Raw genomic sequence first — 22,942 nt, forward strand, 5'->3', positions numbered from 1 at the left:
GCCGAGAACCCGTTCACCCGTATCCAGCACGCGCCGCAGCAGCGCCTCCGCCGGCTCCCGCTGCTCCTGCGTGACGTAGAGGCCGGCGAGATTGTAGGCGAAGCGCAGCGTCGTCGGATGCTCGGCGCCGAGCCGGCGCTCGCTCGCCTCCAGCGAACGCCGGTAGAGCCGCTCGGCCTCCCCATAGAGCCGCCGGTCCTCATGGTTTCCGGCCAGGTTGTGAAGCGGAACCAGGACGTCCGGATGATCGCTTCCAAGCCTCTCCTCGACTCCGGTCAGCGCGCGCCTGAAGAGCGGCTCGGCCTCCTCGTGCCGGCCCTGCCGCTGGTAGGACAGGGCCAGGTTGTTGGCCGCCAGCAACGTCTCGGGATGGTCGGCGCCCAAGGCATCCTCGCGCCCGCGCAGCGCCCGAACGAGCAGCGGCTCGGCCTCGGCATGCCGTTCCTGGCGGTCGTAGAGCATCGCCAGGTTGTTGACCGAGACGAGGGTCAGCGGATGGTCGGGCCCGAGCAGCCGCGCCCGCGTCTCCAGGGCGCGGGCGAAGGAGGCTTCCGCCTCGGCGTACCGGCCGAGCTGGACATGGACGTTGCCCAGATTGTTGACCGACGTCAGCGTGTTCGGATGCTCGGGCCCGAGGCTCCGCTCGCGCGCCGCAAGCACCCGGGCCGCAATCTCCTCCGCCTCGTGCAGGCGCCCCTGCAACTCGCGCAGCCGGGCGAGATCCTGGCGCGCATGGAGCGTATCGGGATGTTCCTCGCCCAGAACGCGCGCGCTCGCCGCCACCACCCGCAGGCTGAGCGGCTCGGCGGCGGCATAGCGACCGAGATTGAGATACGCCCCGGCCAGATTGTTGGCGACCAGGAGCGTGCGCTGATCGTCGGCGCCGAGCTTGCGCTCCAGCACGGCGAGCGCGGATCGATAGAGCCTGGAGGCCTCTTCGTAGCGGCCCTGGCGCTGATAGGCGGCGGCCAGCCCGTTCTGGGCCAATGCCGTATCGGCATGATCCTCCCCCAGCTGACGTCGCCGCGCCTCCCAGACGCGCAGGAGCAGGGGCTCTGCCTCGGCGTGGCGCCCGAGCTCGAGGCGGATCTGGCCCAGGACGCCCGCCCAGGCCAAAGCGGTCTCGCCATCCGGGCCCTCGCCGGCCTCGATATCGCGCAGGATCGCCGCCACCACCGGTTCGGCCTCCGCGTGGAGCCGCTCCGCCATCAGCCGGTTGGCGGTCTCGACGCGCTCGGGCAGGCCGGCCTCGGCCGCCGGAGGTGGGGCGGCGAACGCAAGAGCGGGCACAAGTCCGCCGCACCAGGCGGCCGAGGCGAGCGCCCCGATCAGCCGCAAGGATCTCCGGCTCCTCCTCGGCCTGCTTTGGCCCGAACGAACCTCTTCGCGTCTGAGCATGCGAACTCCCCCCATCGTGTCGCAATCCCTGATCCGGCGCAGGATGGAACAGCCGGGTCGCGGATGACAAGCGGGGTGAAAGCCTGTCGTCGGGCGGCCGGCGTCGGCAGCGCGCGTGAGGGCGCTTCCGGCCCCCGTCCCCGCCTCGCTTGAGATTTGCCGCCGAACATGCTTCTGTCCCTGCTTTCCAGTAGGGGAGGGTTTCATGACGGACGGTCCAACCAATCCAGCGCCCGGCGGGCTGCCAGGGGCACCGGTCTCGCTGGTCGACCGCGCCAAGAACATCCTGATGACGCCGAAGACCGAATGGCCGCGCATTGCCGCCGAGCCGGCGACGATCGGCGGGATCTATACCTCCTACGTCCTGATCCTCGCGGCGATCCCGGTGATCGCGTCGCTGATCGGCACGCAATTGCTGCTCGGCGCCTTTGCGCCGTCGCTCAATTTCTCGATCGCGACGGCCGTGCTCAGCTACCTGCTCTCGCTGGTTGCCGTGTACGTGCTCGCGCTGATCATCGATTTCCTCGCGCCGACGTTCGGCGGCGCCAAGGACATGACCCAGTCCTTCAAGGTCGCGGCCTATGCCTATACGCCGGTCTGGGTGCTTGGCATCCTCAACCTCATCCCGTTCCTCGGCATGCTCGCCGCGCTGGCCGGGATCGTCTATGCGGGCTACCTGCTCTATCTCGGGCTCGGCACGGTCAAGGGCGTCGCCGCCGACAAGACGGCGGGCTATACCGCCGCGGTCATCGTCGGCCTGATCATCCTCTATTTCGTCATCAGCATGGTCGTCGGCATGATCGTTCTGAGCTTCTTCGGCGCCGCCATGATGACGGGCGTGCCCCGCTACTGAGCGAACAGGTCGGCTTCGACGGCGCCTGAAAAGGCGCCGTCGAGGACGGCATTCCGAACCCATGCCATGTCGTCGGCGAGGTAGCGGTCGCGGGCGTGGAACGGCACCGCCGTGCGGATCGCCGCGACCGCCCGACCCAAGGCCGGCGACGTCTTCAGCGGCGCGTGGAAATCCACGCCCTGCGCCGCCGCCATCAGCTCGACCCCGATCACGCCGGCGGCATTGCGCGCGATCCGTCGCGACTTGAGGGCGCCGTGCGTCGCCATCGACACATGATCCTCCTGCCCCGCGGAGGTCGGGATGGTGTCGACGCTGGCCGGGAAGGCCAGGCTCTTATTCTCGGAAACCAGCGCCGCCGCCGTCACCTGGGCGATCATGAAGCCCGAATTGACCCCGCTATCCTCGATCAGGAAGGGCGGCAGGCCGCTCATCTTGGGATCGATCAGCACTGCCAGCCGCCGCTCCGAGATCGATCCGATCTCGCACAAGGCGAGCGCGAGGATATCCGCGGCGAACGCCACCGGCTGGGCGTGGAAATTCCCGCCGGAAAGCGCCTCCTCGCCGAACAGCAGGGGATTGTCGCTCACCGCATTGGCCTCGATCTGGAGCGTCCGCGCGGCGTTGCGCATCAGGTCCAGCGCCGCCCCCATCACCTGCGGCTGGCAGCGGAAGCTGTAGGGATCCTGGACGCGGTCGCAGCCCTCGTGGGATTCGCGTATCTCGCTGCCGTCGAGCAGCCGGTTGAGGATGGCCGCGACCGCGATCTGGCCCGGCTGGCCCCTCGCCTCGTGGATGCGAGGGTCGAAGGCGACGTCGGTGCCCTTGAGCGCATCGAGCGACAGGGCGCCGGCGATCAGGGCCGATCCGAATATCCGCTCGGCGGTGAACAGCACGTCCAGCGCGATCGCCGTCGATGCCTGGGTGCCGTTGATCAACGCCAGGCCTTCCTTCGGGCCGAGGACGAGCGGTTCGAGGCCGAGCAGGGCGAGCGCGTCGGCGGCCGGCACCGGCGCTTCGTCTCCGATCGCCATCTGCCCTGCACCGATCAATGCCGCGCTCATATGGGCGAGCGGCGCGAGATCCCCCGACGCGCCGACCGATCCCTGGCTCGGCACCACCGGCAACGCGTCCGCCTCGACGAGCGCGAGCAGCCGCTCGACCAGCGACCGCCGCACGCCGCTATGCCCGCGGCCGAGCCCGATCACCTTCAGCACCATCATCAGCCGGACGATCCGCCGGTCGAGCGGATCGCCGAGCCCGGCGCAGTGCGACAGGATCAGGTTGCGCTGCAGCTCCTCGAGCCGCTCGGCCGGGATCCGCGTCTGGGCGAGCAGGCCGAAGCCGGTATTGACGCCATAGACGGTGCGGCCACTGTCCAGGATCGCTCCGACGGCGGCGGAGGAAGCATCGATGCCCGCCCAATATTCCTCACCGGAAGCAACCGGCGCGCCGGTCCAGACGGCGCGGAGCTCGGCCAGGGTGACCTTGCCCGGCCTCAGCAATAGGGGCTCGGGACTGGGGACTGGGGACTGGTCAGTTATGGCTGTTCTCCAGGCTTCGGTGCAGGCCGTTCAGCATCCGTCCGACGCGGTCGGCCTGACTCAGGAACGGATCGATGTCTTCCTCGGCGCACAACCGGACACGTCGAGCCAGCATGAGCAGGGTCTCGGTCTCGGCCAGCGAGCCGCGTGCGATGCTGACGAACCGGGCATAATCCTTGCGACTGGACCTTGCTGCCCTCGGCGATATTTGCGGGAACCGAGGTAACTGCGCGCAGCAGTTGCGAGGTCATCCGATACTCCTCGGCCTTCGGGAAGCCGCGCGCCAGTCGGTAAACCGCTTCGGCGAGATCCATGGCGAGCCGCCAGACCTCGAGATCGCGATAGTCCCGCACCATTCGCGCCTCCGCATTCCTCGTGCCCGCGGTCCCAGTCCCCAGCCCCCAGTCCCAGCCCCTCACTTCACAAGCATCGGCAGGTCCAGACCCTGCTCCCGGGCGCATTCGATCGCCTCTTCGTAGCCGGCGTCTGCGTGGCGCATCACGCCCGTTCCCGGATCATTCCACAGCACCCGCTCCAGCCGCTTGGCCGCTTCCGGCGTGCCGTCGGCGACGATCACCATCCCGGCATGCTGGGAATAGCCCATGCCGACGCCGCCGCCATGGTGGAGGGAGACCCAGGTCGCGCCCGACGCCGTGTTGAGGAGCGCGTTGAGCAACGGCCAGTCGGAGACGGCGTCGGATCCGTCCATCATCGCCTCGGTCTCGCGATTGGGACTGGCGACCGAACCGCTGTCGAGATGGTCGCGGCCGATGACGATCGGCGCCTTGAGCTCGCCGGAGGCGACCATCTCGTTGAAGGCGAGGCCGAGCCGGTGGCGCTGGCCGAGGCCTACCCAGCAGATCCGCGCCGGCAGACCCTGGAAGGCGATCCGCTCGCGCGCCATGTCGAGCCAGCGGTGGAGGTGGGGATCGTCGGGAATCAGCGCCTTCACCTTGGCGTCGGTGCGGTAGATATCCTCGGGATCGCCCGACAGCGCGCACCAGCGGAAGGGGCCGATGCCGCGGCAGAAGAGCGGACGGACATAGGCCGGGACGAAGCCGGGGAAGTCGAAAGCGTGCTCGACGCCCTCGTCCTTGGCGACCTGGCGGATATTGTTGCCATAGTCGAAGGTCGGCACGCCCATCGCCCGGAAGGCGAGCATCGCCTCGACATGGACGGCCATCGACGCGCGGGCGGCGTCCTCGACCGCCTTGGGGTCGCGCTCGCGCCGCTCGATCCACTGGTCGACGGTCCAGCCGATCGGCAGATAGCCGTTGACCGGATCGTGGGCCGAAGTCTGGTCGGTGAGCGCGTCCGGGCGGATTCCCCTTTTCACCATCTCGGGCAGGATCTCGGCGGCATTGCCCAGCAGCCCGACCGAGATCGGGGCGTCGGCGGCGCGGATCATCTCGAGCGCCTCGTCGATGCTCGTCGCCCGGCGATCGAGATAGCGGGTATCCAGCCTCTTCTCGATCCGGCTCTCCTGGCATTCGATCGCGATGCAGTGCGCGCCGGCCATGACGGCGGCGAGCGGCTGCGCGCCGCCCATGCCGCCGAGCCCGGCGGTCAGGATCCACTTGCCCCGGAGGTCGCCGCCATGATGCTGGCGGCCCATCTCCGCGAAGGTCTCGTAGGTGCCCTGGACGATGCCCTGGGTGCCGATATAGATCCAGCTGCCGGCGGTCATCTGGCCGTACATCATCAGGCCCTGGCGATCGAGCGCGTTGAAATGCTCCCAGGTCGCCCATTTCGGCACCAGGTTGGAATTGGCGATCAGCACGCGCGGCGCGTCGGCGTGGGTGCGGAAGACGCCGACCGGCTTGCCGGACTGGACGAGCAGGGTCTGGTCCTCCTCGAGCCGCTTCAGAGTCTCGACGATGCGGTCGTAGCTCTCCCAGTCGCGGGCCGCCCGGCCGATCCCGCCATAGACCACCAGCGCCTCCGGCGCCTCGGCGACACCCGGATCGAGATTGTTCATCAGCATCCGCATCGCCGCTTCGGTCGTCCAGCTCTTCGCGCTGAGCTCCGGCCCGGTCGGCGCCTGTATATGGCGGCTATTGTCGCGTCGCGCGTTCAAGGCGTTCTCCGTCGTCAGGTCCCGCGGGCGCCGCGGCCGTCGCCGGCGCTCCTGTCGGATGGGAAAGGCTATGCCGTCCCTACTCACGATGCGCGGCAGGGGAAAGTCCGCGCGCTACTGATCGACCCCGGCGAAGATCCGCCGCTCGGGCCCCGGCAGGCCGACCCAGTAGCACAGCTCCGCCGGCCGTCCGACGCGCCAGACGCACAGGTCCGCCGCCTTGCCGGCCTCGATCGTTCCGATTTCCGCTTCCAGCCCGAGGGCCCGCGCGGCGTTCCGGGTCATCCCAGCCAGCGCTTCCTCCGGAGTCAGTCCGAACAGCGTGCAGGCCATGCTCAGCATCAGGGTCGGCGAGAGCATCGGCGATGTGCCGGGATTGCAGTCGGTGGCGACGGCCATCGCCACATCGTGGCGGCGAAGCAGGTCGACCGGCGGCCGCTTGGTCTCCTTGAGCGCGTAAAAGGCCCCGGGCAGCAGCACCGCGATCAGCCCCGCCCGAGCCATCGCCTGGGCGCCCGTTTCGTCGAGATGCTCGAGATGATCGGCGGACAGCGCGCCGAACTCGGCGGCGAGCGCGGCACCGCCCTGGTCGCTCAACTGCTCGGCGTGGAGCTTGATCCTGAAGCCGAGGTCGCGGGCGGTCTCGAAATAGTCGCGGACCTCGTCGGGGGTGAAGCCGATCGTCTCGCAATAGGCGTCGACCGCCCCGGCGAGCTTCTCGCGCGCCACCGCCGGCAGGATGCTGGCGATGGCGAGCTCGACATAGTCCTGCCGCCGCTCCCGGAATTCGGGCGGCAGCGCGTGCAGCGCCAGCAAAGTGGGCGACACCCGCACCGGCTCTTCCTGGCCGAGCGCGCGGGCGGCACGCAGCATCTTGAGCTCGCCGTCGATGTCGAGCGCATAGCCCGACTTGATCTCGACCGTTGTCACCCCGCCGCGCATCAGCGCCTGGAGGCGCGGCCGCGCCTCCGCGATCAGCTGCTCGAGGGTGGCGGACCGCGTCGCCCTGACCGTCGAGGCGATGCCGCCGCCGGCGCGGGCGATCTCCTCGTAGGTGGCGCCTTCCAGCCTCTGCTCATATTCGCCGGCCCGATTGCCGCCGAACACCAGATGGGTGTGGCAGTCGACCAGCCCCGGCGTCACCCAGGCGCCGCCGAGCGGCTCCACCTTGCGCGCTTGATACCCCGCCAATTCGACCCGGCGGCCGACCCGGACGACACGTCCGTCCTGGATCCCGATCGCGCCATTCTCGATCGCGCCGAACGGCACGCCCCGAGCCGGGTCCATGGTGGCGATGTTGCAGTCGACGAGCAGGCGGTCCCACATGGCTCGCTTTCTAAGGTCGGGATTGTGTAAGGCAAAGCCATGAGCTGGAATTCGATCGCCGACCTTGTCATCCAGGGCGGAAACGCGCCGGTGGCGCTCGCCGGAGCGCCGATGGAGGCGGGCTCGGTGACCCCCGGCCGCTGCGACCTCGCCCCCTCCGTCCTGCGCCGCGTCTTGCGCCGGTTCAGCACCTACGACGTCGAAACGGGCGAGGAGCTCGATCTCCGTTTGCTCGACGCCGGCGATGCCGACGTGGTCGGCGTGATGCCGGCAGACGGCTTCGCGCCGGTCATGGACATCGTCCGGCGCTGCACGATCGACCACGACCTCACCTTGCTCGTCGGCGGCAACAATGCGGTGACCCGGCCGGCGGCCCATGGCCTCGGCGTGCCGCTCGATCGGGTCGGCCTGATCACGCTCGATGCCCATTTCGACCTGCGCGACACCGATCAGGGTCTTCTCAACGGCAATCCGATCCGCGCGCTGCTCGAGGACGGGCTGCCGGGCGCCAATATCTGCCAGGTCGGCCTCGCGCCCTTCGCCAACACCGCCAAGATGCACGCCGACGCCGCGGCGGCGGGGATCGGCGTCTGGACCATCGCCGATTGCCGCGAGCAGGGCGTCGTGCCGATCCTGAAGCAGGCGCTGGCGCGGATCGACCAGGCCGAGGCGGTCATGATCGATTTCGACATCGACGTCATCGACCGAGCCCAATGCCCGGGCGCGCCGGGGGCGCGGCCGGGCGGGATGCCGGTCACGATGTTCTTCGAGGCGGCGCGCTTCCTGGCTTCTCAGCCGAAGGTGAAGCTGGTCGACCTCACCGAGTTCGATCCCAGCCTAGACGTCAGCGACATCACCGCGCTCACCGCCGGCCGCTGGGTCTGCGAGGTGCTCGCCGGCTTCTCGGCGCGCTAGACGTGCCAGGGTAACGCCTTGTCCCGTCATCCTGGCGAAAGCCAGGATCTCATTTCCTTTCACCGGCTGACCTAGGCATCGAGATCCCATGATCGGCCGAACGCGGTTGCGAAGGTGCCCCGCACCTCCGCAGTCGTGTCCGGTGGACACGACGTGTCTGCGCGCTGCCGATCATTTCGCTGGGATGACGGTAGTTGGCCCGATGCTGCGGCCCAGGCAGCCGAGCGCCTACTCCCCTTTCGGCACCGGCTGCGACACGATCTCCACCGTCGGCGTCTTCGCCGCCGGCGCTTGGCGGGCGGTGGCCTTGCCGCTGAGCGCCGTCGGCGCGGGCGCCGGCTTCGCGGCCGGCGCGGCGCCCGCTACCAGATTCTCGAGCGTGGAGCCGTCGAAGCCGAGCTCCTTCATCAGCCCGTCGACGATCGGCGCCTGCGCCCGGTAGCGCAGCGCCGCCGCCACGGCGCTCGACGCGAGATTGCCGCCGCCGGCGGCTTCCCCGTCCGCGCCCGCGGCGGCGCTGCCGCCGCCGGTGAGGCCGTCGACCTGGACGATCTTGATGCTGTCGATCGCCTCCATCGGCTTCGCCGCCTCGCGGACCACCTCGGGGAGCACCTTGAGCAGGGCCAGCTTGGTCTGGAGCGAGATCTGGTCGGAGGAGAGCAGGTTCGCCGCCTCGTTGATCGCCCGCTGGCCGGCCGCCTCGACCTCGAATCGCACGCGCGCGGCCTCGGCCCGCAGGCGCTCGGCATCGGCTTCGCCCTTGGCCGCCTCGCGGATGGCCGCGGCGCGGTCCGCGGCGGCCTGCTTCTCGGCATCGGCCTGCACCTTGACGCCGATCGCCTGGCGCTCGGCCTCCTTCGCCGCCTCGATCAGCTCGATCCGCTTGAGGCGCTCGGCCACCTCGGTCTCCCGGGCGGTTCCGACCTGCTCCTCGGCGGCGACGGCGGCGGCACGGGCCTTGTCGGCTTCGGCCTTGGCCTGGCTCTCTTCGCGGCTCTTGTTCTGGACCGCGATCTGCTGCTCCTGGCGGGCGATCTCGACCGCCTGCTGCTGGGCGATTCGGGCCTGCTCGATCACCCTGGCCGCCTCGATCTGGGCGCTGTCGATCTTCTGCTTGGCGGTGATCCGCGCTTCCTCGGCCTCGCGCTGGCGAAGCGCCTGTTCCTGCGCGACCTCGGCGACCTGCGCGGCACGACGCACCTCGACTTCGCGCTCCTGCTCGAGCCGGGCGAATTCGGTCTCGCGCGAGATTTCCAGGCTCCTCTTCTCGGCGTCGAGATTCTTCGCCTCGATCTGGACCCTTGTCTCCTGCTCGATGTCGTTGCGCGCCTTCTTCCTCAGCTCGATCTGCTCGGTGAGCTTGGTGAGGCCCTCGGCGTCGAAGGCGTTGTTGGCGTTGAAATGCTCGATCGAGGTCTGGTCGAGCCCGGTCAGCGACACGGATTCGAGCTCGAGGCCGTTCATCGCGAGATCGGCGGCCGAGACCTGCTGGACCTTCTGGACAAAATCCGCGCGCTGCTCGTGAAGCTGCGCCATCGTCATGCCGGCCGCGACCGATCGGAGCGCGTCGACGAACTTGCCTTCGATCAGCTCCTTGAGCAGCTCCGGCTCCATCGTCCGCTGGCCGAGCGTCTGGGCGGCGATGGCGATGCTGTCGCGATCGGGGCGCACCCGGACATAGAATTCCGCCTTCACGTCGATGCGCAGCCGATCGAGGGTGATCAGCGCATCGGTATTCTTGCGCTCGACGGCGAGGCGCACCGTGTTGAGGTTTACCTTCATCGTCTCGTGGAGCACCGGCAGCACGAGCGCGCCGCCGTTGATGACGACCTTCTCGCCGCGGAAGCCCGTGCGGACGAAGCCGATCTCCTTGGTCGCCCTCCTGTACAGGCGCGTCACGATCAGGCTGATCGTGAGGAGCACCGCAACGATGACGCCGATATAGACGGCCAACATCTCGATCGTCATTTCATCCTCCCTGTATGCGTGGCGCGGCGGGATGATCGATGATCGCCAGCGGCGAACCTCCCTCCGACAATCCGATGAACGTGTCGCCGAGCCGCTCCACGAGCAGGGCGGTCTCTCCCTCGCCGATGGCGGGTCCGCCTTCGATCGGCTCGACCATCACATAGTGACGCTGCCCGTGGACGTCGCGCACCTGCGCCCGGGCGGGCGAGCCGGCGGCGGCCGTCCCGACGACGATGGTCGCGCGCCGCCCCACCAGGCTGTCGAGCGGCACCGCGCTGGTCTCGTCGTGCGGCAGGATCCGCGCCAGCAGCCGCGCGCTGCTGCCGGTCAGCGGCAGCGCTGCGACGAAGGCGATCGGCGCCGCGATCCAGGGCGACACGGGCGAGCCCAGCAGGGCGGCGGCCAGTTGCTGGCCGGCCATGCCGATCATCGCGAACAGCGCCAGCAGGACGACGAGAATGATGAGCAGGGGGACCTCGCCGATGCCGAGCCAACTGAGCAGGTGGCCGGCGTCTCCGTCGACATCGGCCTCCAGATGGGCGGCGCCGGCGCCGAGGCCGATCGCCTCGATCAGGCCGATCGTCGCCATCACGCCCAACGCCACCGAAAAAGGCAGCATCTCCGGCGCCAGCAGGAAGTCGAGCATTTCCCCCTCCAATGATTCGCGAGCCTATTCGAGCATCCTGAGATTATCCAGTAAAATCCGATGTTTGCTGCTGCTGCTCCCGATCCGGCTTGCCTAATCGGACCCGTTCGCCCATCTGCGGCCCGATGATAGAAGGCGAGGCCCAGCTTGCCGACTCGTTTCGCCGAGCCATGCGGCGGGTCGCGTCGACGGTGAACGTGATCAGCATCTGCGTCGACGGCCAGCCGATGGGCATCACGGCGACCGCGGTCTCGTCGCTCTCGCTTCACCCGCCGAGCCTGCTGGTCTGCATCAACCGGGCCGCCGCCTTCCATGCGCCGATGGGCGACATGTCGCATTTCCGGGTGAACGTGCTCCACCGTGATCAGAGCGACATGGCGCGGATGTTCGCCGATCGCAGCCAGCACGCGCTCCGTTTCCTGTCCGGCTGGGAGCTGGACGCGACCGGCACGCCGCGTTTGGTCGACGCCCAGGCCACGATCCTGTGCCGGCGCATCGACAGCCACAGCTTCGGCACGCATAGCATCTTCATCGGCGTGGCCGAGGAGGCGGATTCGCGCGACGAGGTCGATCCGCTCCTTTATCTGGACGGACGATATTGCGGCGCGGATGAGTGAAATGACGGGATCGGCGGAGGGGGCGATGCGGCGCAGGATCGCGGCTTTGATGGTGGTGGGTTCCTTGCTGGCGGGCTGCGTGCCGCGCACGGCGACCGGGCCCGGTCCCGCGCCGGCACCGCAGCCGCGGCCTTATTCCACGCACGGCCTCGAGCACGTGCTTGGCAGCACCGCCCGCGCCCTCTCCGGGCGGCTCGGGCGCCCCGACCTCGACCTGCGCGAGGGCAATGCCCACAAGCTCCAGTACATGGGCCCGGCCTGCGTCCTCGACGCCTATCTCTATCCGCCGCGCGGCGGCGGCGAGCCCGTCGTCACCCATGTCGATGCGCGTCAGCCGGACGGGCGCGAGATGGATCGGTCCTCCTGCGTCGCCGCTCTCACCGCCCGCCAGCAGTCGCGCTGACCGGCGGCGACGGCGACCCGGCCCCTTCCCGCGGCTCGAGCCGGGCCAGCGCCCAGCGCGCCGCATCGGCAACGACCGCGTCTTCGTCGGCGGTGAGCGGCCGTAGCGGCGCGATCAGCTCGGGCCGGCCGCTATTGCCGGCCGCGATCGCGGCATTGCGAACCATGCGGCTGCGTCCGATCCGCTTGATCGGCGATCCGGCGAAGACCTTCCTGAAGCCTGCATCGTCGAGCCGGAGCAGGTCGGCGAGCGCCGGGGCGACCAGCTCCGCCCGCGGCAGGAAGGCCTGGTTGGCGCGCGCGGTCTCGGCGAACCGGTTCCACGGGCAGACGGCGAGGCAGTCGTCGCAGCCGTAGATGCGGTTGCCGATCTTGGCTCTCAGCGCCTCGGGGATCGGCCCCTTATGCTCGATGGTGAGATAGGAGATGCAGCGCCGGGCATCGAGCTGGAACGGCGCCGGAAAGGCGTCGGTCGGGCAGGCGTCGAGGCAGCGCGTGCAGCTGCCGCAGCGGACCGGATGGGGAGCGTCGGGCTCGAGCTCGAGCGTCGTGTAGATGGCGCCGAGGAACAGCCAGCTGCCGTCGCTGCGGCTGACCAGGTTGGTGTGCTTGCCCTGCCAGCCCAGGCCGGCCGCCTCGGCCAGCGGCTTCTCCATCACCGGCGCGGTGTCGACGAACACCTTGAGCTCGGCGGGCGCGTCGGCGCCGTGCAGCCGCGACGCCCCCGCGATCATCTCCCGCGCCAGCGCCTTCAGCGCCTTCTTGACGAGGTCGTGATAGTCCGCCCCCTGGGCGTAGACCGAGATCCGGCCGCGGTCCGGATGATCGGCCAAGGCGAGCGGATCGGCCATCGGCGCGTAGCTCATGCCGAGCGCGATGACGCTGCGCACGTCCGGCCAGAGGCCGGCGGGCGAGCCCCGGCGGGCCGCGCTTTCCTCCATCCAGATCATGTCGCCATGGGCGCCCGCATCGAGCCACGCGCGGAGCCGTTCCGCCGCTTTCGGCGCCGCATCGGCCCGGGCGACTCCGATCGCGCAGAAGCCGAGCTCCGCCGCCTTCACGTCGACAAGCTCCCGAAGCTTTGTCTTGCCTTTCAAGTCTTTCTCCGGTTAACCCGCTTCACTTGCATAGGGGGTCGGCAAGCCGGCGTGGCGACTGTTCTAGCTATTGAGGCCAAGGGTCTTTTCAAGTCGTTTGACGGCAAACCGGCGGTTCGGGGCATCGACATTGCGGTCCCGCAAGGCAGCATTTACGGCATCCTTGGTCCTAACGGGGCCGGCAAGACGACCACCTTGCGAATGCTGCTCGGCATCATCGAGCCCGATTCCGGAACGCGGACCCTGCTCGGGCGGGAGCGCCCGCTCGAAGCCGCGAAGGTCGTCGGTTACCTTCCCGAGGAGCGCGGCCTCTACCCGGCCATGACCACGCGCGAGGCCATCGCCTTCATGGGCGCGCTCCGCGGACTTCCGCTCGATGTCGGCCGCAGGCGCGCCGAGATCCTGCTGCGGGAGAACGGGCTCGGCGATTATGTCGACAAACCGATCAAGAGCCTGTCGAAGGGGATGGCGCAGACCATCCAGCTGTTCGGCACGATCGTCCACAAGCCCGGTCTGGTGGTGCTCGACGAGCCCTTTTCGGGCCTTGATGCGATCAACCAGGGGCGGCTCGAGCATCTGATCCGCGAGGAGGCCGCCTCCGGGACCACGATCATCTTCTCGACTCACGTCATCTCGCACGCCGAGCGGCTGTGCGAGCGGATCGCGATCATCGCGGGCGGCCAGATCCGCTTCGAGGGGCAGGTCGCCGAAGCGCGCGACCGCCTGCGGCCGCAGGTGAGGCTCCGCACGCGCGTCGCCGACGGCCCCTGGCGCCGCGCGCTTCCCGCCGACGCGCGTCAGGCCGAGGACCATTGGGAGTTCGAGCTGCCCCGCGAGGGAATCGAGCCGCTGCTGACCGCTTTGATCTCGGGCGGCGCCGGCATCGAGGAATTGTCGATCGAGCGGCCCGGCCTGCACGACGCGTTCGTCGCCATCGCCGGGGAGGCTGCGGCGCGGGAGATGGAGGAGAGCGCCCGGGCCGACATGGGGCTGGCCGCATGATGAGCATGCTCGAGGCCGCCTGGGTGATCGCCCGTCGCGACTTCGTCGCCACCGTCTATTCGCGAAGCTTCATCTTCTTCCTGCTCGCGCCGCTCATTCTCCTGGCCTTCGTCTTCTTCGGCACCAGCATGGCCGAGGAAGCCGGGCGCAGCGCTGCTCACCCCAAGGTGGCGGTGGTCGCGGACAGCGCGACCGTCGGCCAGCTGATGGCGGCCAGGCAGCATCTCGTCGCCGGCACCAATGATCGGACCTTTCCCCGCCTCGAGCTCGTCGCGCCCGCCGAGAATCTGGCGGCGCAGGCCCAGGCGCTGCTCGCCGACGAGGCGCAGGGCTTTTCCGCCGTGTTCACGGGAACGATCGACCGGCCGGTTCTCACCGGCCCGGCCCGGGTCGACGACTATATCGGCGTGCGCATCCAGCTGATCGTCGACACGGCCCGCCGCAACGAGGCGATCGCCGCCGCCGGCACGGCGGTGCCGCCGGTGACGGTCGAGCGGGTGGTCTCGCAGCAGGCGGCGGGCAATCTCCAATTGCTCAGGCAGCAGCTCGCGGCCGCCGGCCAGGGTCTTATCTTCGGCGTGACGATCATGCTCGCCACGCTGCTCCTGTCCAATCTGGTCGAGGAGAAGTCGAACAAGGTGATCGAGGTGCTGGCCGCGGCCGTGCCGCTCGACGCCGTCTTCTTCGGCAAGCTCATCGCGATGCTCGGCATCTCGGCGGTCGGCATCACCCTCTGGGCGGGCATGCTCGGCCTCGGCTACGTCTTCTTCCAGATGATCCAGGACTGGATGGCGCTCCCCCAGGTCTCGCCCGCGGTCGGCTGGCCCGCCTTCGGGCTCCTTCTGCTTCTCTATTACTGCACCAATTTCATGCTGCTCGGCGGGCTCTTCCTCGGCATCGGCGGCCAGGCGAGCAACATCCGCGAGATCCAGACCATCTCGATGCCGGTGACGTTGCTCCAGGTCCTGGTCTTCCTGCTGGCGATGAACGCCATCGGCATGGAAGGCGGGGCACTGGCGACCTTCGCCTACATCTTCCCGTTCAGCTCGCCTCTGGTCATGGTCGCCCATGCCGCCAAATATGAGGCTCTGTGGCCGCATCTGCTGGCGCTCGCCTGGCAGGCGGCCTGGGTGTTCGTCATCATCCGCGCCTCGGCGCGGCTGTTCCGGCTGACGGTGATGAAATCCTCGGCAGGCGGCGCCTTCTTCAGCTTCGGCCGCCTGTTCGGTCGGCGCGCCGGGTCGGACGCGGGCTGAGCCGAGCCGGGCGAGGGCCTCAGGCGCCGGGCGCCGGGCCCAACTGCTGCCAGAGCTCGATCTTGATGCCGTCGCAATCGAGGATCCAGGCGAACTTGCCGTAATCCTCGTCCTGGCGGCCGAGTATCTCGATCCCCTTCGCTTCGAGCTCGGCGGTGAAGGCGTCGAGATCGTCGACCCGGAGGTTGATCATGAAGGGCGCCGCCGAGGGCGCGAAATAATCGGTCTCTTCCTTGAACGGGCTGAACAGGCTGTAGGCTTGGCCGCCCGTTTCCGCCGACCAGGGAAAGAGCGCCCCCCAGTCGCCGCCGATGCCGAGATTCTCCTGGTACCAGGCCTGGGTCCGCTGCGGATCCGCCGCCTTGTAGAAGACGCCGCCCAGCCCGGTGATCTTCGCCATCGTCCTCTCCCCAATTGCCGCGGACCGTTGTGCCGCCGTCAGTCGCCGAACCGGCTGACATAGATGTCGACCTCGCCGATGCCCTTCAGCAGCACGCGCTGCGCCTCATATGCCTGTTCCGATCGGGTCCGGAAATAGGCCGCTTCCGACACGGCGACGCCGTTGGGCGGCGCCGCCCCCTGCAGGCGGCTGGCGACGTTCATCGTGTCGCCCCAATAGTCGTAGGCGAGCCGCGTGCTGCCGATGACGCCGCCGACGACCGGGCCGGTATGGATGCCGATCCTCGCCTTGAGGTCCATGCCGGTGTCGCGGGCGATCTCCCCCAGCCGTCCGAGCAGGTCGCGGGCGAAGGCGAGCGCGCAGGCGCAATCCGCCTCGCGCGACCCCATCGCGCCGGCGACGGCAAGATAGGCGTCGCCGATCGTCTTGACCTTGGCGAGGCCGTGCCGCTCCGCCGTCTCATCGGCGGCGGAGAAGAAACGGTTGAGCAGCTCGACCAGATGGCTGGGCGCCAGCCGCTTCGCCAGGCTGGAGAATCCGACCAGGTCGACGAAGACGACGGTGACGTCGGAAAAGGCGTCGGCGACCGATTCCCCCGAGCGCAGCCGCGCCGCCACCTCCTGGGGAAGCACGTTGTAGAGCAGGGCCTCGGTCTTGGCCCGCTCGGCTTCGAGCGCCTGGCGGGCGGCAAAGACCTTCCGCGCGCGGCGCTCGGTGTCCCAGTTGAAGTAGAGCGCGAAGATCGCGAATGTGCTGAAATTGGTCAGCGTGTAGACCATGGCGATGGCGGCGACGTCGAGGCTCGCCAGCCATGCGGCGAAGACGCCGAGGATCCCGGCCGACCAGAGCACGAAAAGCCGGAAGGTGCCGGCGAAGCCGACGCTCGCGAACACGACCAATATCCCCATCTGGACCAGCCCCATCACGTGCGGTGGGAAGCGGGTGACGGCGGACTGGGAAGCGAGCGCCAGGGTGAGGCCCATCATTCCGGCGGCGACCAGCACGAAGACGGGCAGGTCGACCCGCGGACGATCCAGATAGGCCTGTGTCCGGCTCAGCAGGAAGAAGCCGGCCAGGACCAGGATCAGCATTCCGGCCGCCGCGGTGTAGGCGGCGACGCCTTCGCGCGGGAAGTGGAGCGGATTGAGCACCAGATAGGAGAGCAGGGTCGCCGCGGCGATCAGGATCAGCGCGCGTATCGCCTGGCCGCGCTCGGCACGCTCCGCGCGCAGGAAGGCGCGTTCCGTCTCCGGCTCGGCAAAGGGCTGTTGGATCGGCTTCATGAACGGTCCGCCTCTCGCTTCGAAGGCTTAGAGCATCGCGCGGAAAAGTGGGAACCGGTTTTCCGCACCATGCGATGCGACCCACAAGAGGAGTCGGGCCGGCGCGCCAAGTCCACGATGTGCGCGAGCGGATTTCGGGCTATGGGCGGACCATGAACAAGGCGATGAACCTACTGTCCGAAGCCGATGCGCTCGCATTGCTGCGCGACGAGCGGGACCGCGCCCTCGAGGCGCTGCGGCTGATCGAGGAGGAGGGCTGGACCCACCATGAGGTGCGCGGCGCCGGGCAGACGATCAGGGACGTCACCGCCAAGCGCGCGAACCGGCAGCGCCAGATCATCGAGCGCATGGACCGGCTGATCGCCCGGCTCGCGGAGCGGCCCGAATGAACGCCCCCGCCGGATCCGATCGCTCGCTCTTCGACATCCCGGAGGATCTCGCTTACTTCAACTGCGCCAGCATCGGGCCGATGCCGCGTTCGGCGCAGGCCGAGATCGCCGCCGCCGCCGAACGGCGCGGCCGGCCCTGGACGATTTCCAACGTCGAATGGATGGACGAGGTGGAGGAGCGGCGCGGGCTCTTCGCCGCGGTGGCGGGCACCGATCCGGAGGCGATCGCCCTCATTCCCTCGGCCAGCTACGGCTTGGCGGTCGCGGCGCGCAATCTCCAGGCCGCGCCCGGACAGCACATTCTCGTCCTCGCCGACGATTTTCCCTCGGACGTCTATACCTGGCGGAGCTTCGCCGCCCGCAAGGGCTGCGAGATCCTCACCGTCGACCGGCCCGAGCAGGGCGGCTGGACCCAGGCGATCCTCGACCGGCTCGACGAACGGGTCGCGATCGTCGCCGTGCCCAACGTCCATTGGACCGACGGCGCCTTCATCGACCTGGCGCGGGTCGGGGCGCGGGCGCGCGAGATCGGCGCCGCTTTGGCCGTCGACGCCAGCCAGTCCTTCGGGATCCTGCCGGTGGACTGGGACGCGGTCCGACCGGACTTCCTGGTGACGGTCGGCTACAAATGGCTGCTCGGCCCCTACGCCCTCGGCTATCTCTATGTCGACGAGGCGCATCGCGGCGGCGAGCCGCTCGAGGAGAATTGGCTGCTGCGCGAGGGCTCCGAGGATTTCGCCCGGCTGGTCGACTATGTCGATGCCTATCGCCCGGGCGCCCGCCGCTACGATGTCGGCCAGCGCTCCGCCTTCGAGCTCACCCGCGCCGCCTCCGCCTCGCTGCGGCTGATGCTCGGATGGCAAGCCAAGGACCTTGCCGGCCGCCTCGGCGCGATTACCGGGCGGATCGAGGCGGAGGCGCGAAGGCTCGGCCTCAGGATCGGCTCCGGACCGGAGCGCGCGCCGCACCTGATCGGCCTCGAGCTCCCGGCCGGCGCGATGGAAAAGGCCGCCGCCCTCTTCCGCGACGCCAATGTCCACATCAGCTTCCGCGGGCGCGCCGTCCGCATCGCCCCGCACGTCTATACGAGCGAGAGCGACGTCGAGCGGCTGCTGGGCGTGCTGGCGCGGGTGGCCGAAGCGGCCGGCTAACCCGGCAGGTGGTCATCGTGTTCTTGATCTGTTCCGCATTTCCTGCTATGGCCATTCTCGGCCCCCACCGCGATGCGGAGCGCCGCTTCATTGACATCGTGAACAGCCAGATCGTTCGCCGTTCATCCGGGCGCGCGCGAGGCGGCGCGCGCGCGCCGGTCAAAGAACTTCGTTCATCTTCAGGTCCGCGAACCTTTCTAAGTTGACGAAGTTGACGACCCCCAGGAGCTTTCAATTTGGATGGGCGGGTCGCCTTGGCCGTCGGGAACGCTCTCGATCATCTTCCGGGCGGCGGCGCGAACGACGATGGCGCGCCGGGTCAGGACCCGCCCGTCCCGCCCTTCGTCCCATAAATCCCTTCCGCCGCTTCCTGCAGCGTCTTCATCGCCGCTTTGTAGGGGAAGGGACCGTGGCTGATCCGCGCCACGCCGGTGGCGGCCACCTCGGCCGCGGCGGGCGCCCCCGGATAGGCCATGAAATTGACCGGCAGCGATGAGCCGGCGCACATCCGCTCGAGCAAGGCGAGGTCGGACAGCAAGGGCACGAAGAAGCCGCTGGCGCCGGCATCGGCATAGGCCCGCGCCCGCTCGAGGGCGGCGTCGACCATCGTCGCGTCGTGCGTGTCCGGCTTGGCCTTCAGGAAGAGGTCGGTGCGGGCGTTGATGAAGAAATCCGGTCCGGCGCCCGCGCGGGCGGCTCGGATCCGCGCCGCCTGAACGTCTATCGGGTGCACGCCCTCGCCGCCGACGATCTGGTCCTCGAAATTGCAGCCGATCGCGCCGCTCTCCGCCAGCCGCTTCATGTTCGCTGTCAGCGGTCCGGCCTCGATCGCATAGCCGCCTTCGAAGTCGATGGTGACCGGCAGGTCGACCGCGCCGGCGATCCGCTCGGCATTGGCGAGCACCAGCTCGAGCGGCACCTCCTCGCCGTCGCCGAAGCCGTTCGCCGCCGCCACCGAGGCGCTGCCCGTGGCGATCGCCTTCGCGCCGCCGGCGGCGACGGCCGCCGCGCTGCCGGCGTCCCAGACGTTGAACAGGATCAGCGGGTCACCCGCGACGTGAAGCGCCGCGAAAGCGCGGAAAAGCTCGGTTCGTTCGGTCATGGTCGTTCCTCCTGCGCATCGATCTAGGCCGGCGCCATGGCCGCGTCTTTGCGAATCTTGCGGTCTATACTCCCCATGCAGAGAAGCGGCACCGCGAGCAGACCGAACAGGAAGTTGGAAACACCGATCTCGACCAGATGAACGCTGCGCACCGACCAGGGCATGAACGGGTTCGGGAAGAGCAAGGGAGCCGCCATGAGAACCGAGAAGGCGGTCCCGGCGAGCAGGGCGCGACCCAGCGGAGGACCTCCCAATCTCCAGGCGGCGACCGCTGCCAGGAGAGCCCAGACGGCGCCGCGGCCGACCTGCAGCAGCACCAGCCGACCTGTGTCGATGCCGAGACCTTCCTCGTAATAGGCGCGCACCGCCTCGCTCTGCCAGGCGATGAACTGGCCGGCGGCGAAATAGAGAAGGACATAGGCGGCCACGACGAGGGGAAGCTTCCAGGCAAGGCCGGAAAGGCGGGGCGCGGTGCGTGCCCGAGGCCGCCAGAGCAAGGCTGCCGCACCGGCGGCGGCCATCGCCTTGATCGCGCCTGCGGCCGTCATCGCCGGCAGCATTCCCGCCGGCAAGGCGAGCCACTGCCCAAAGAACCAGGATTCGATCTGCGACAGCAGGGTCTCGAGCAGGAACACGAACAGGAAGAGCAGAGCGGCACGCTCCCAGGCGGCCCCGTTCAACCTTGGCGCGAGCGCACTCAGGACGAGTGCGGTCAAGCCGTTGACGAGGAGAAAGGCCTGACCGGCGGTGAGCGGGCCGTCGCCGGCCGCCGCTTCCATCGGCAGCGGGAACAACGCGTTCCCCGCAATTGCGGCGATGATCGTCACCACCCAGATAGCGGCCGCCTTTGCCGCCCATATCAGCAAGAGCTTCATCGTACCTTCTCCTTCTGAATCTCCGCCGAGAGCCGGTCTTGTGCCTGCTCGGCCCAGCCCAAAGAAGCGCGCGCGCTGGCGAGTCCGTGCTCGACCGCGAGCCGGCTCTGCAGCGACAGCGCCCGTCCTTCCTCACCGGCGAGGAAGGACGCCAAGGCGTCGACTTGACCTTTCGCGGCGGCAGCGAAACCGGCGAGGAAGGACAGGCTCAGCGTCCGATCACGATGGCCCTCCAGGAATGCGAAGCGCAGCAGGGCGATCTCGCGATCGATAGCCTCCTCGGCGTCGACCGGTCGCTCGAGCCACGACTGCAGCGCGGCGGCGCCGGTGCCGGTGAGATGGAAGAGCGGCTTGCCGCCGCCCGCGGCTTCGCGCCGCACGAGACCTGCTCTCTCCAGCCGCTTGAGGGCCGGATAGATGCTTCCCGGACTGCTGGAATAGGTGCCGAGCGGCGTCGTCTCGAAGACCAGCCGAAGACGATAGCCGCTGCGCGGCGACTGCCCGATCAACCCCAGCAGGGCATAACCCAGAGTGGTGACGGCAGGGTCGTTCATCCCGCGGACCTCCGGCTGCGAGCCAATTATAGTACGCGGCGTACTAAAATGGCAAGCGGCACGGGCGGGCGGACGCCGACCCCGACCCCGACCCCGACGGGATCCGCCGACGCCAGGGGCTCAGAGAGTTCGGCGGACGCCCCGCCTCAGTGGACGAAGCGCGCCACCACGTCGCGATAGGAGCGGCTGACCTTCACCTGGGATCCGCTGTCGAGCACCAGGAAGCATTCGCCGTTGGTGTGCGGCTTCACCTGCCTGACCTGGTCGAGATTGACGATGGTCGAGCGGTGCACGCGCTGGAAGCGGCGCGGATCGAGCCGCTTCTCGAGATCCTTCATCGTCTCGCGCAGGATGAGCGTGTTGTCGCCCGTATAGATGCACATGTAATCGCCGGCGGCGTCGATCTTCTCGATGGAGTCGACGTCGACCCGGAAGATCTGGCCGCGATCCTTGATATTGATCATCCGCTCGTAGCGGTTGGAGGCATGGGCGTCGTCGCCGCCGGCATCGACATTGTCCATCGCCTCGGGCGCGACTTCGGCCAGGACTTCCTTCAGCCGGTCGATTTCCTCGACGCCGCGCTTCTCGGCGAGCCGCTGGCGGACGCGGTCGAGCGTATCCGCGAGCCGCGCCTCCTCGACCGGCTTCATCAGATAGTCGACCGCCTGCGCCTCGAAGGCGCGGATCGCGTGGTCCGAATAAGCGGTCACGAACACGAACAAAGGCGGCTCGACCTCCATCAGCCCCTGAATCACGGAAAAGCCGTCGAAACCCGGCATCTGGATGTCGAGGAAGACGAGGTCGGGCTTGTGGGTCTTGATCGACCGGATCGCCTCGCGACCGTTCGAGCAGGTGTCGACGACCTCGACGTCATCATGCTTCTCCAGGCGCAGTTGCAGCCCCTGGATGGCAAGCGGCTCGTCGTCGACCAGAATCGTACGGATGGTCATTTCGGCTCCTCGGCTTCTTCAACTTGGTAGGGAATCTCGATGAGAACGCGGAACCCCCCTGTCGTCTCCGACTGTGTCTCGAAGCGGTGATTGTCGCCATAGGCCTGCGCCAGGCGGTCGCGAATGTTCGCCAGTCCGACTCCGGTGGACTCCTCCGCCCTGCGTGTATGGAGGCCGTCGGTCCCCGGACCGGTGTCGGAGACGCGGATCGCGATCCGGTCGGCGTGGCGCCGCACCTCGACGGCGATGTCGGCCCCCTCCTCCTGCGGCGTCACCGCATATTTGATCGCATTCTCGATCAGCGGCTGCAGCAGCAGCGACGGCAGCAGGGCACGGTCGCAATGGGGATCGATGTCGAAATGCGGCCTCAGCCGATCTTCGAACCGCATCTTCTCGATCTCGAGATAGAGCTTCAGCGTCTCGATCTCCTGCGCGATGGTGACGAGCCCCGTGGATTCGTTGACCAGCGTATAGCGGAGAAAGGAGGACAGGCGCGAGAGCATCGCGTTGGCCCGCTCGGTCTGCTTGAGCAGCACCAGGGTCGAGATCGAGTTCAGCGTGTTGAACAGGAAATGCGGGTTGAGCTGATAGCGAAGCATCGCCAGCTGCGCGTTCGAGGCCTGGCTTTCGAGCCGGAGCAGCCGGTCGCTCTGCTCCTCGAGCAAGAGGTAGAAATTGATGCTGTAATAGAGCGCCGACCAGGCGACCAGCAGGGTGACGGTGAGGATGATCGCGCCGAGGAAGCGGATGCCGTCGAGCCGCGAGCCGGGATAGATGAAGGTGGCGCTGCTCCAGGTCTCGATCGCCGAGAAGGCGGCGGCCGCGACGATCAGGATGAGGATCGAGATCGCCCAGGTGTAGATGGGCTTCATCCGGATCAGCCGCCGATAGGCGGCGGCCATCAGCAGCGTGATCGAATAGCCGGTGGCGGTCAGCAGGGCGGTGTGGAGGACATAGGCCCAGCCCATCGCATTGGCGAGGCCGGAGAGGGTGCGCAGCAGGAAATAGCCGCCCCAGCCGATCGATTGGAGCGTCCAGAAAGCACGGTTCTTGTCCTCGAAGAACGGCCGGCCGCGCAACCGGACAGGATGCCAGCTTTCGGCGGCCTGGCGCAGCGGTGGCGCGGCGATGGGGACGGCG

22 protein-coding genes and 1 pseudogene (1 of these 23 running past the window's edge) are annotated in these 22,942 nt (G+C 68.6%); 8 read left to right on the forward strand and 15 right to left on the reverse strand.

Annotation, left to right across the window (positions count from 1 at the left end; translation table 11 throughout):
* A protein-coding gene (locus DDE10_RS14955) for a CHAT domain-containing protein (RefSeq protein WP_162806642.1) crosses the window boundary here: on the reverse strand, positions 1-1,338 show its start. It extends 1,869 nt beyond the left edge of the window; 1,338 of the gene's 3,207 nt are visible here — the first part of the coding sequence; its start codon is at positions 1,336-1,338; its stop codon lies beyond the left edge, outside the window.
* Positions 1,339-1,603: 265 nt separating this feature from the next.
* Between DDE10_RS14955 and DDE10_RS14960 the strand changes: the two genes are divergently transcribed.
* Complete coding sequence (locus DDE10_RS14960) at positions 1,604-2,251, forward strand: Yip1 family protein (protein ID WP_114953589.1); 648 nt, start codon at positions 1,604-1,606, stop codon at positions 2,249-2,251.
* Here DDE10_RS14960 and hutH read toward each other — a convergent pair.
* From hutH to hutI, 4 genes and pseudogenes are all read right to left on the reverse strand, one after another.
* A complete protein-coding gene (hutH, locus tag DDE10_RS14965; RefSeq protein ID WP_284734684.1) occupies positions 2,245-3,753 on the reverse strand; it encodes a histidine ammonia-lyase in 1,509 nt (502 codons plus the stop codon). The two genes, DDE10_RS14960 and hutH, sit on opposite strands and share 7 nt — an antisense overlap.
* A gap of 31 nt (positions 3,754-3,784) precedes the next feature.
* Positions 3,785-4,253: pseudogene (locus DDE10_RS24085) on the reverse strand (four helix bundle protein).
* Positions 4,208-5,869 (reverse strand): urocanate hydratase, encoded by a 1,662-nt coding sequence (gene hutU, locus DDE10_RS14975; RefSeq protein ID WP_114953591.1) that lies wholly within the window; start codon positions 5,867-5,869, stop codon positions 4,208-4,210. Before hutU ends, DDE10_RS24085 begins: the two are co-directional and overlap by 46 nt.
* A 114-nt stretch (positions 5,870-5,983) precedes the next feature.
* Positions 5,984-7,195 (reverse strand): imidazolonepropionase, encoded by a 1,212-nt coding sequence (hutI, locus tag DDE10_RS14980; RefSeq protein ID WP_114953592.1) that lies wholly within the window; start codon positions 7,193-7,195, stop codon positions 5,984-5,986.
* Between the two features lie 39 nt (positions 7,196-7,234).
* Between hutI and DDE10_RS14985 the strand changes: the two genes are divergently transcribed.
* Positions 7,235-8,110 carry an arginase family protein gene (locus DDE10_RS14985; RefSeq protein ID WP_114953593.1) on the forward strand — a complete coding sequence of 292 codons (876 nt, stop codon included), beginning with the start codon at positions 7,235-7,237 and terminating at the stop codon, positions 8,108-8,110.
* 228 nt (positions 8,111-8,338) lie between these two features.
* On the opposite strand, the gene DDE10_RS14990 is transcribed toward DDE10_RS14985, so the two are convergent.
* Complete coding sequence (locus DDE10_RS14990; RefSeq protein ID WP_432653736.1) at positions 8,339-10,066, reverse strand: flotillin family protein; 1,728 nt, start codon at positions 10,064-10,066, stop codon at positions 8,339-8,341.
* A 13-nt stretch (positions 10,067-10,079) separates the two neighbouring features.
* The gene (locus DDE10_RS14995) at positions 10,080-10,724 is read right to left on the reverse strand and encodes a YqiJ family protein (protein ID WP_114953595.1); all 645 of its coding nucleotides are present in this window, start codon (positions 10,722-10,724) and stop codon (positions 10,080-10,082) included.
* 125 nt (positions 10,725-10,849) lie between these two features.
* Between DDE10_RS14995 and DDE10_RS15000 the strand changes: the two genes are divergently transcribed.
* The gene (locus DDE10_RS15000) at positions 10,850-11,341 is read left to right on the forward strand and encodes a flavin reductase family protein (RefSeq protein WP_114953596.1); all 492 of its coding nucleotides are present in this window, start codon (positions 10,850-10,852) and stop codon (positions 11,339-11,341) included.
* 25 nt (positions 11,342-11,366) lie between these two features.
* Positions 11,367-11,744, forward strand: a complete 378-nt coding sequence (locus DDE10_RS15005; protein WP_114953700.1) for a hypothetical protein — start codon at positions 11,367-11,369, stop codon at positions 11,742-11,744.
* Here the strand turns inward: DDE10_RS15005 and queG are convergent.
* Entirely contained in the window at positions 11,719-12,840 is a 1,122-nt protein-coding gene (gene queG / locus DDE10_RS15010; RefSeq protein WP_114953597.1) for a tRNA epoxyqueuosine(34) reductase QueG, read from the reverse strand. The genes DDE10_RS15005 and queG overlap by 26 nt on opposite strands.
* A gap of 30 nt (positions 12,841-12,870) precedes the next feature.
* Here queG and DDE10_RS15015 point away from each other — a divergent pair, with 30 nt between their 5' ends.
* Complete coding sequence (locus DDE10_RS15015; RefSeq protein WP_114953701.1) at positions 12,871-13,842, forward strand: ABC transporter ATP-binding protein; 972 nt, start codon at positions 12,871-12,873, stop codon at positions 13,840-13,842.
* Entirely contained in the window at positions 13,839-15,098 is a 1,260-nt protein-coding gene (locus tag DDE10_RS15020; RefSeq protein WP_114953598.1) for an ABC transporter permease, read from the forward strand. Before DDE10_RS15015 ends, DDE10_RS15020 begins: the two co-directional genes overlap by 4 nt.
* A gap of 19 nt (positions 15,099-15,117) precedes the next feature.
* Here the strand turns inward: DDE10_RS15020 and DDE10_RS15025 are convergent, their stop codons facing one another.
* Both DDE10_RS15025 and DDE10_RS15030 read right to left on the reverse strand, forming a co-directional pair.
* On the reverse strand, positions 15,118-15,498 hold the full coding sequence (locus DDE10_RS15025) for a VOC family protein (RefSeq protein WP_114953599.1): 381 nt from the start codon (positions 15,496-15,498) through the stop codon (positions 15,118-15,120).
* 38 nt (positions 15,499-15,536) lie between these two features.
* Positions 15,537-16,781, reverse strand: coding sequence for an adenylate/guanylate cyclase domain-containing protein (locus DDE10_RS15030; RefSeq protein WP_114953600.1), 1,245 nt, complete (start codon positions 16,779-16,781; stop codon positions 15,537-15,539).
* 164 nt (positions 16,782-16,945) lie between these two features.
* Between DDE10_RS15030 and DDE10_RS15035 the strand changes: the two genes are divergently transcribed.
* Together DDE10_RS15035 and DDE10_RS15040 are read left to right on the forward strand one after the other, a co-directional pair.
* Positions 16,946-17,170 carry a hypothetical protein gene (locus tag DDE10_RS15035; protein WP_162806643.1) on the forward strand — a complete coding sequence of 75 codons (225 nt, stop codon included), beginning with the start codon at positions 16,946-16,948 and terminating at the stop codon, positions 17,168-17,170.
* On the forward strand, positions 17,167-18,321 hold the full coding sequence (locus DDE10_RS15040) for an aminotransferase class V-fold PLP-dependent enzyme (protein WP_114953602.1): 1,155 nt from the start codon (positions 17,167-17,169) through the stop codon (positions 18,319-18,321). Before DDE10_RS15035 ends, DDE10_RS15040 begins: the two co-directional genes overlap by 4 nt.
* 319 nt (positions 18,322-18,640) lie before the next feature.
* Here DDE10_RS15040 and DDE10_RS15045 read toward each other — a convergent pair whose 3' ends face one another.
* The 5 genes from DDE10_RS15045 to DDE10_RS15065 all read right to left on the reverse strand — a co-directional run bounded on the left by DDE10_RS15045 (position 18,641) and on the right by DDE10_RS15065 (position 22,932).
* Entirely contained in the window at positions 18,641-19,423 is a 783-nt protein-coding gene (locus tag DDE10_RS15045; RefSeq protein ID WP_114953603.1) for an isocitrate lyase/PEP mutase family protein, read from the reverse strand.
* A 23-nt stretch (positions 19,424-19,446) separates the two neighbouring features.
* Positions 19,447-20,298 (reverse strand): hypothetical protein, encoded by an 852-nt coding sequence (locus tag DDE10_RS15050; RefSeq protein ID WP_114953604.1) that lies wholly within the window; start codon positions 20,296-20,298, stop codon positions 19,447-19,449.
* Positions 20,295-20,852 (reverse strand): PadR family transcriptional regulator, encoded by a 558-nt coding sequence (locus DDE10_RS15055; protein WP_114953605.1) that lies wholly within the window; start codon positions 20,850-20,852, stop codon positions 20,295-20,297. The genes DDE10_RS15050 and DDE10_RS15055 overlap by 4 nt, the downstream gene beginning before the upstream one ends.
* A gap of 146 nt (positions 20,853-20,998) precedes the next feature.
* Positions 20,999-21,802: a LytR/AlgR family response regulator transcription factor gene (locus DDE10_RS15060; RefSeq protein ID WP_114953606.1), complete on the reverse strand. Its 804-nt coding sequence runs from the start codon at positions 21,800-21,802 to the stop codon at positions 20,999-21,001.
* A complete protein-coding gene (locus DDE10_RS15065) occupies positions 21,799-22,932 on the reverse strand; it encodes a sensor histidine kinase (protein WP_432653737.1) in 1,134 nt (377 codons plus the stop codon). Before DDE10_RS15065 ends, DDE10_RS15060 begins: the two co-directional genes overlap by 4 nt.
* Between the last annotated feature and the right edge of the window lie 10 nt (positions 22,933-22,942).

This window comes from Sphingosinicella terrae (genome assembly GCF_003347635.1).
In the GTDB taxonomy this organism is placed as follows: domain Bacteria; phylum Pseudomonadota; class Alphaproteobacteria; order Sphingomonadales; family Sphingomonadaceae; genus Allosphingosinicella; species Allosphingosinicella terrae.

Bases quoted from the DNA above. Each gene is read 5' to 3' on its own strand.
- DDE10_RS15025 (WP_114953599.1), bottom strand. From the start codon at position 15,498: ATGGCGAAGATCACCGGGCTGGGCGGCGTCTTCTACAAGGCGGCGGAT.
- DDE10_RS15005 (WP_114953700.1), top strand. From the start codon at position 11,367: ATGCGGCGCAGGATCGCGGCTTTGATGGTGGTGGGTTCCTTGCTGGCG.
- DDE10_RS15060 (WP_114953606.1), bottom strand. From the start codon at position 21,802: ATGACCATCCGTACGATTCTGGTCGACGACGAGCCGCTTGCCATCCAG.
- DDE10_RS15040 (WP_114953602.1), top strand. From the start codon at position 17,167: ATGAACGCCCCCGCCGGATCCGATCGCTCGCTCTTCGACATCCCGGAG.
- DDE10_RS15045 (WP_114953603.1), bottom strand. From the start codon at position 19,423: ATGACCGAACGAACCGAGCTTTTCCGCGCTTTCGCGGCGCTTCACGTC.
- DDE10_RS14960 (WP_114953589.1), top strand. From the start codon at position 1,604: ATGACGGACGGTCCAACCAATCCAGCGCCCGGCGGGCTGCCAGGGGCA.
- DDE10_RS15020 (WP_114953598.1), top strand. From the start codon at position 13,839: ATGATGAGCATGCTCGAGGCCGCCTGGGTGATCGCCCGTCGCGACTTC.
- DDE10_RS14985 (WP_114953593.1), top strand. From the start codon at position 7,235: ATGAGCTGGAATTCGATCGCCGACCTTGTCATCCAGGGCGGAAACGCG.
- hutI (WP_114953592.1), bottom strand. From the start codon at position 7,195: ATGTGGGACCGCCTGCTCGTCGACTGCAACATCGCCACCATGGACCCG.
- DDE10_RS15000 (WP_114953596.1), top strand. From the start codon at position 10,850: ATGATAGAAGGCGAGGCCCAGCTTGCCGACTCGTTTCGCCGAGCCATG.
- DDE10_RS15050 (WP_114953604.1), bottom strand. From the start codon at position 20,298: ATGAAGCTCTTGCTGATATGGGCGGCAAAGGCGGCCGCTATCTGGGTG.
- DDE10_RS14990 (WP_432653736.1), bottom strand. From the start codon at position 10,066: ATGTTGGCCGTCTATATCGGCGTCATCGTTGCGGTGCTCCTCACGATC.
- DDE10_RS14995 (WP_114953595.1), bottom strand. From the start codon at position 10,724: ATGCTCGACTTCCTGCTGGCGCCGGAGATGCTGCCTTTTTCGGTGGCG.
- DDE10_RS15035 (WP_162806643.1), top strand. From the start codon at position 16,946: ATGAACCTACTGTCCGAAGCCGATGCGCTCGCATTGCTGCGCGACGAG.
- DDE10_RS15030 (WP_114953600.1), bottom strand. From the start codon at position 16,781: ATGAAGCCGATCCAACAGCCCTTTGCCGAGCCGGAGACGGAACGCGCC.
- DDE10_RS15055 (WP_114953605.1), bottom strand. From the start codon at position 20,852: ATGAACGACCCTGCCGTCACCACTCTGGGTTATGCCCTGCTGGGGTTG.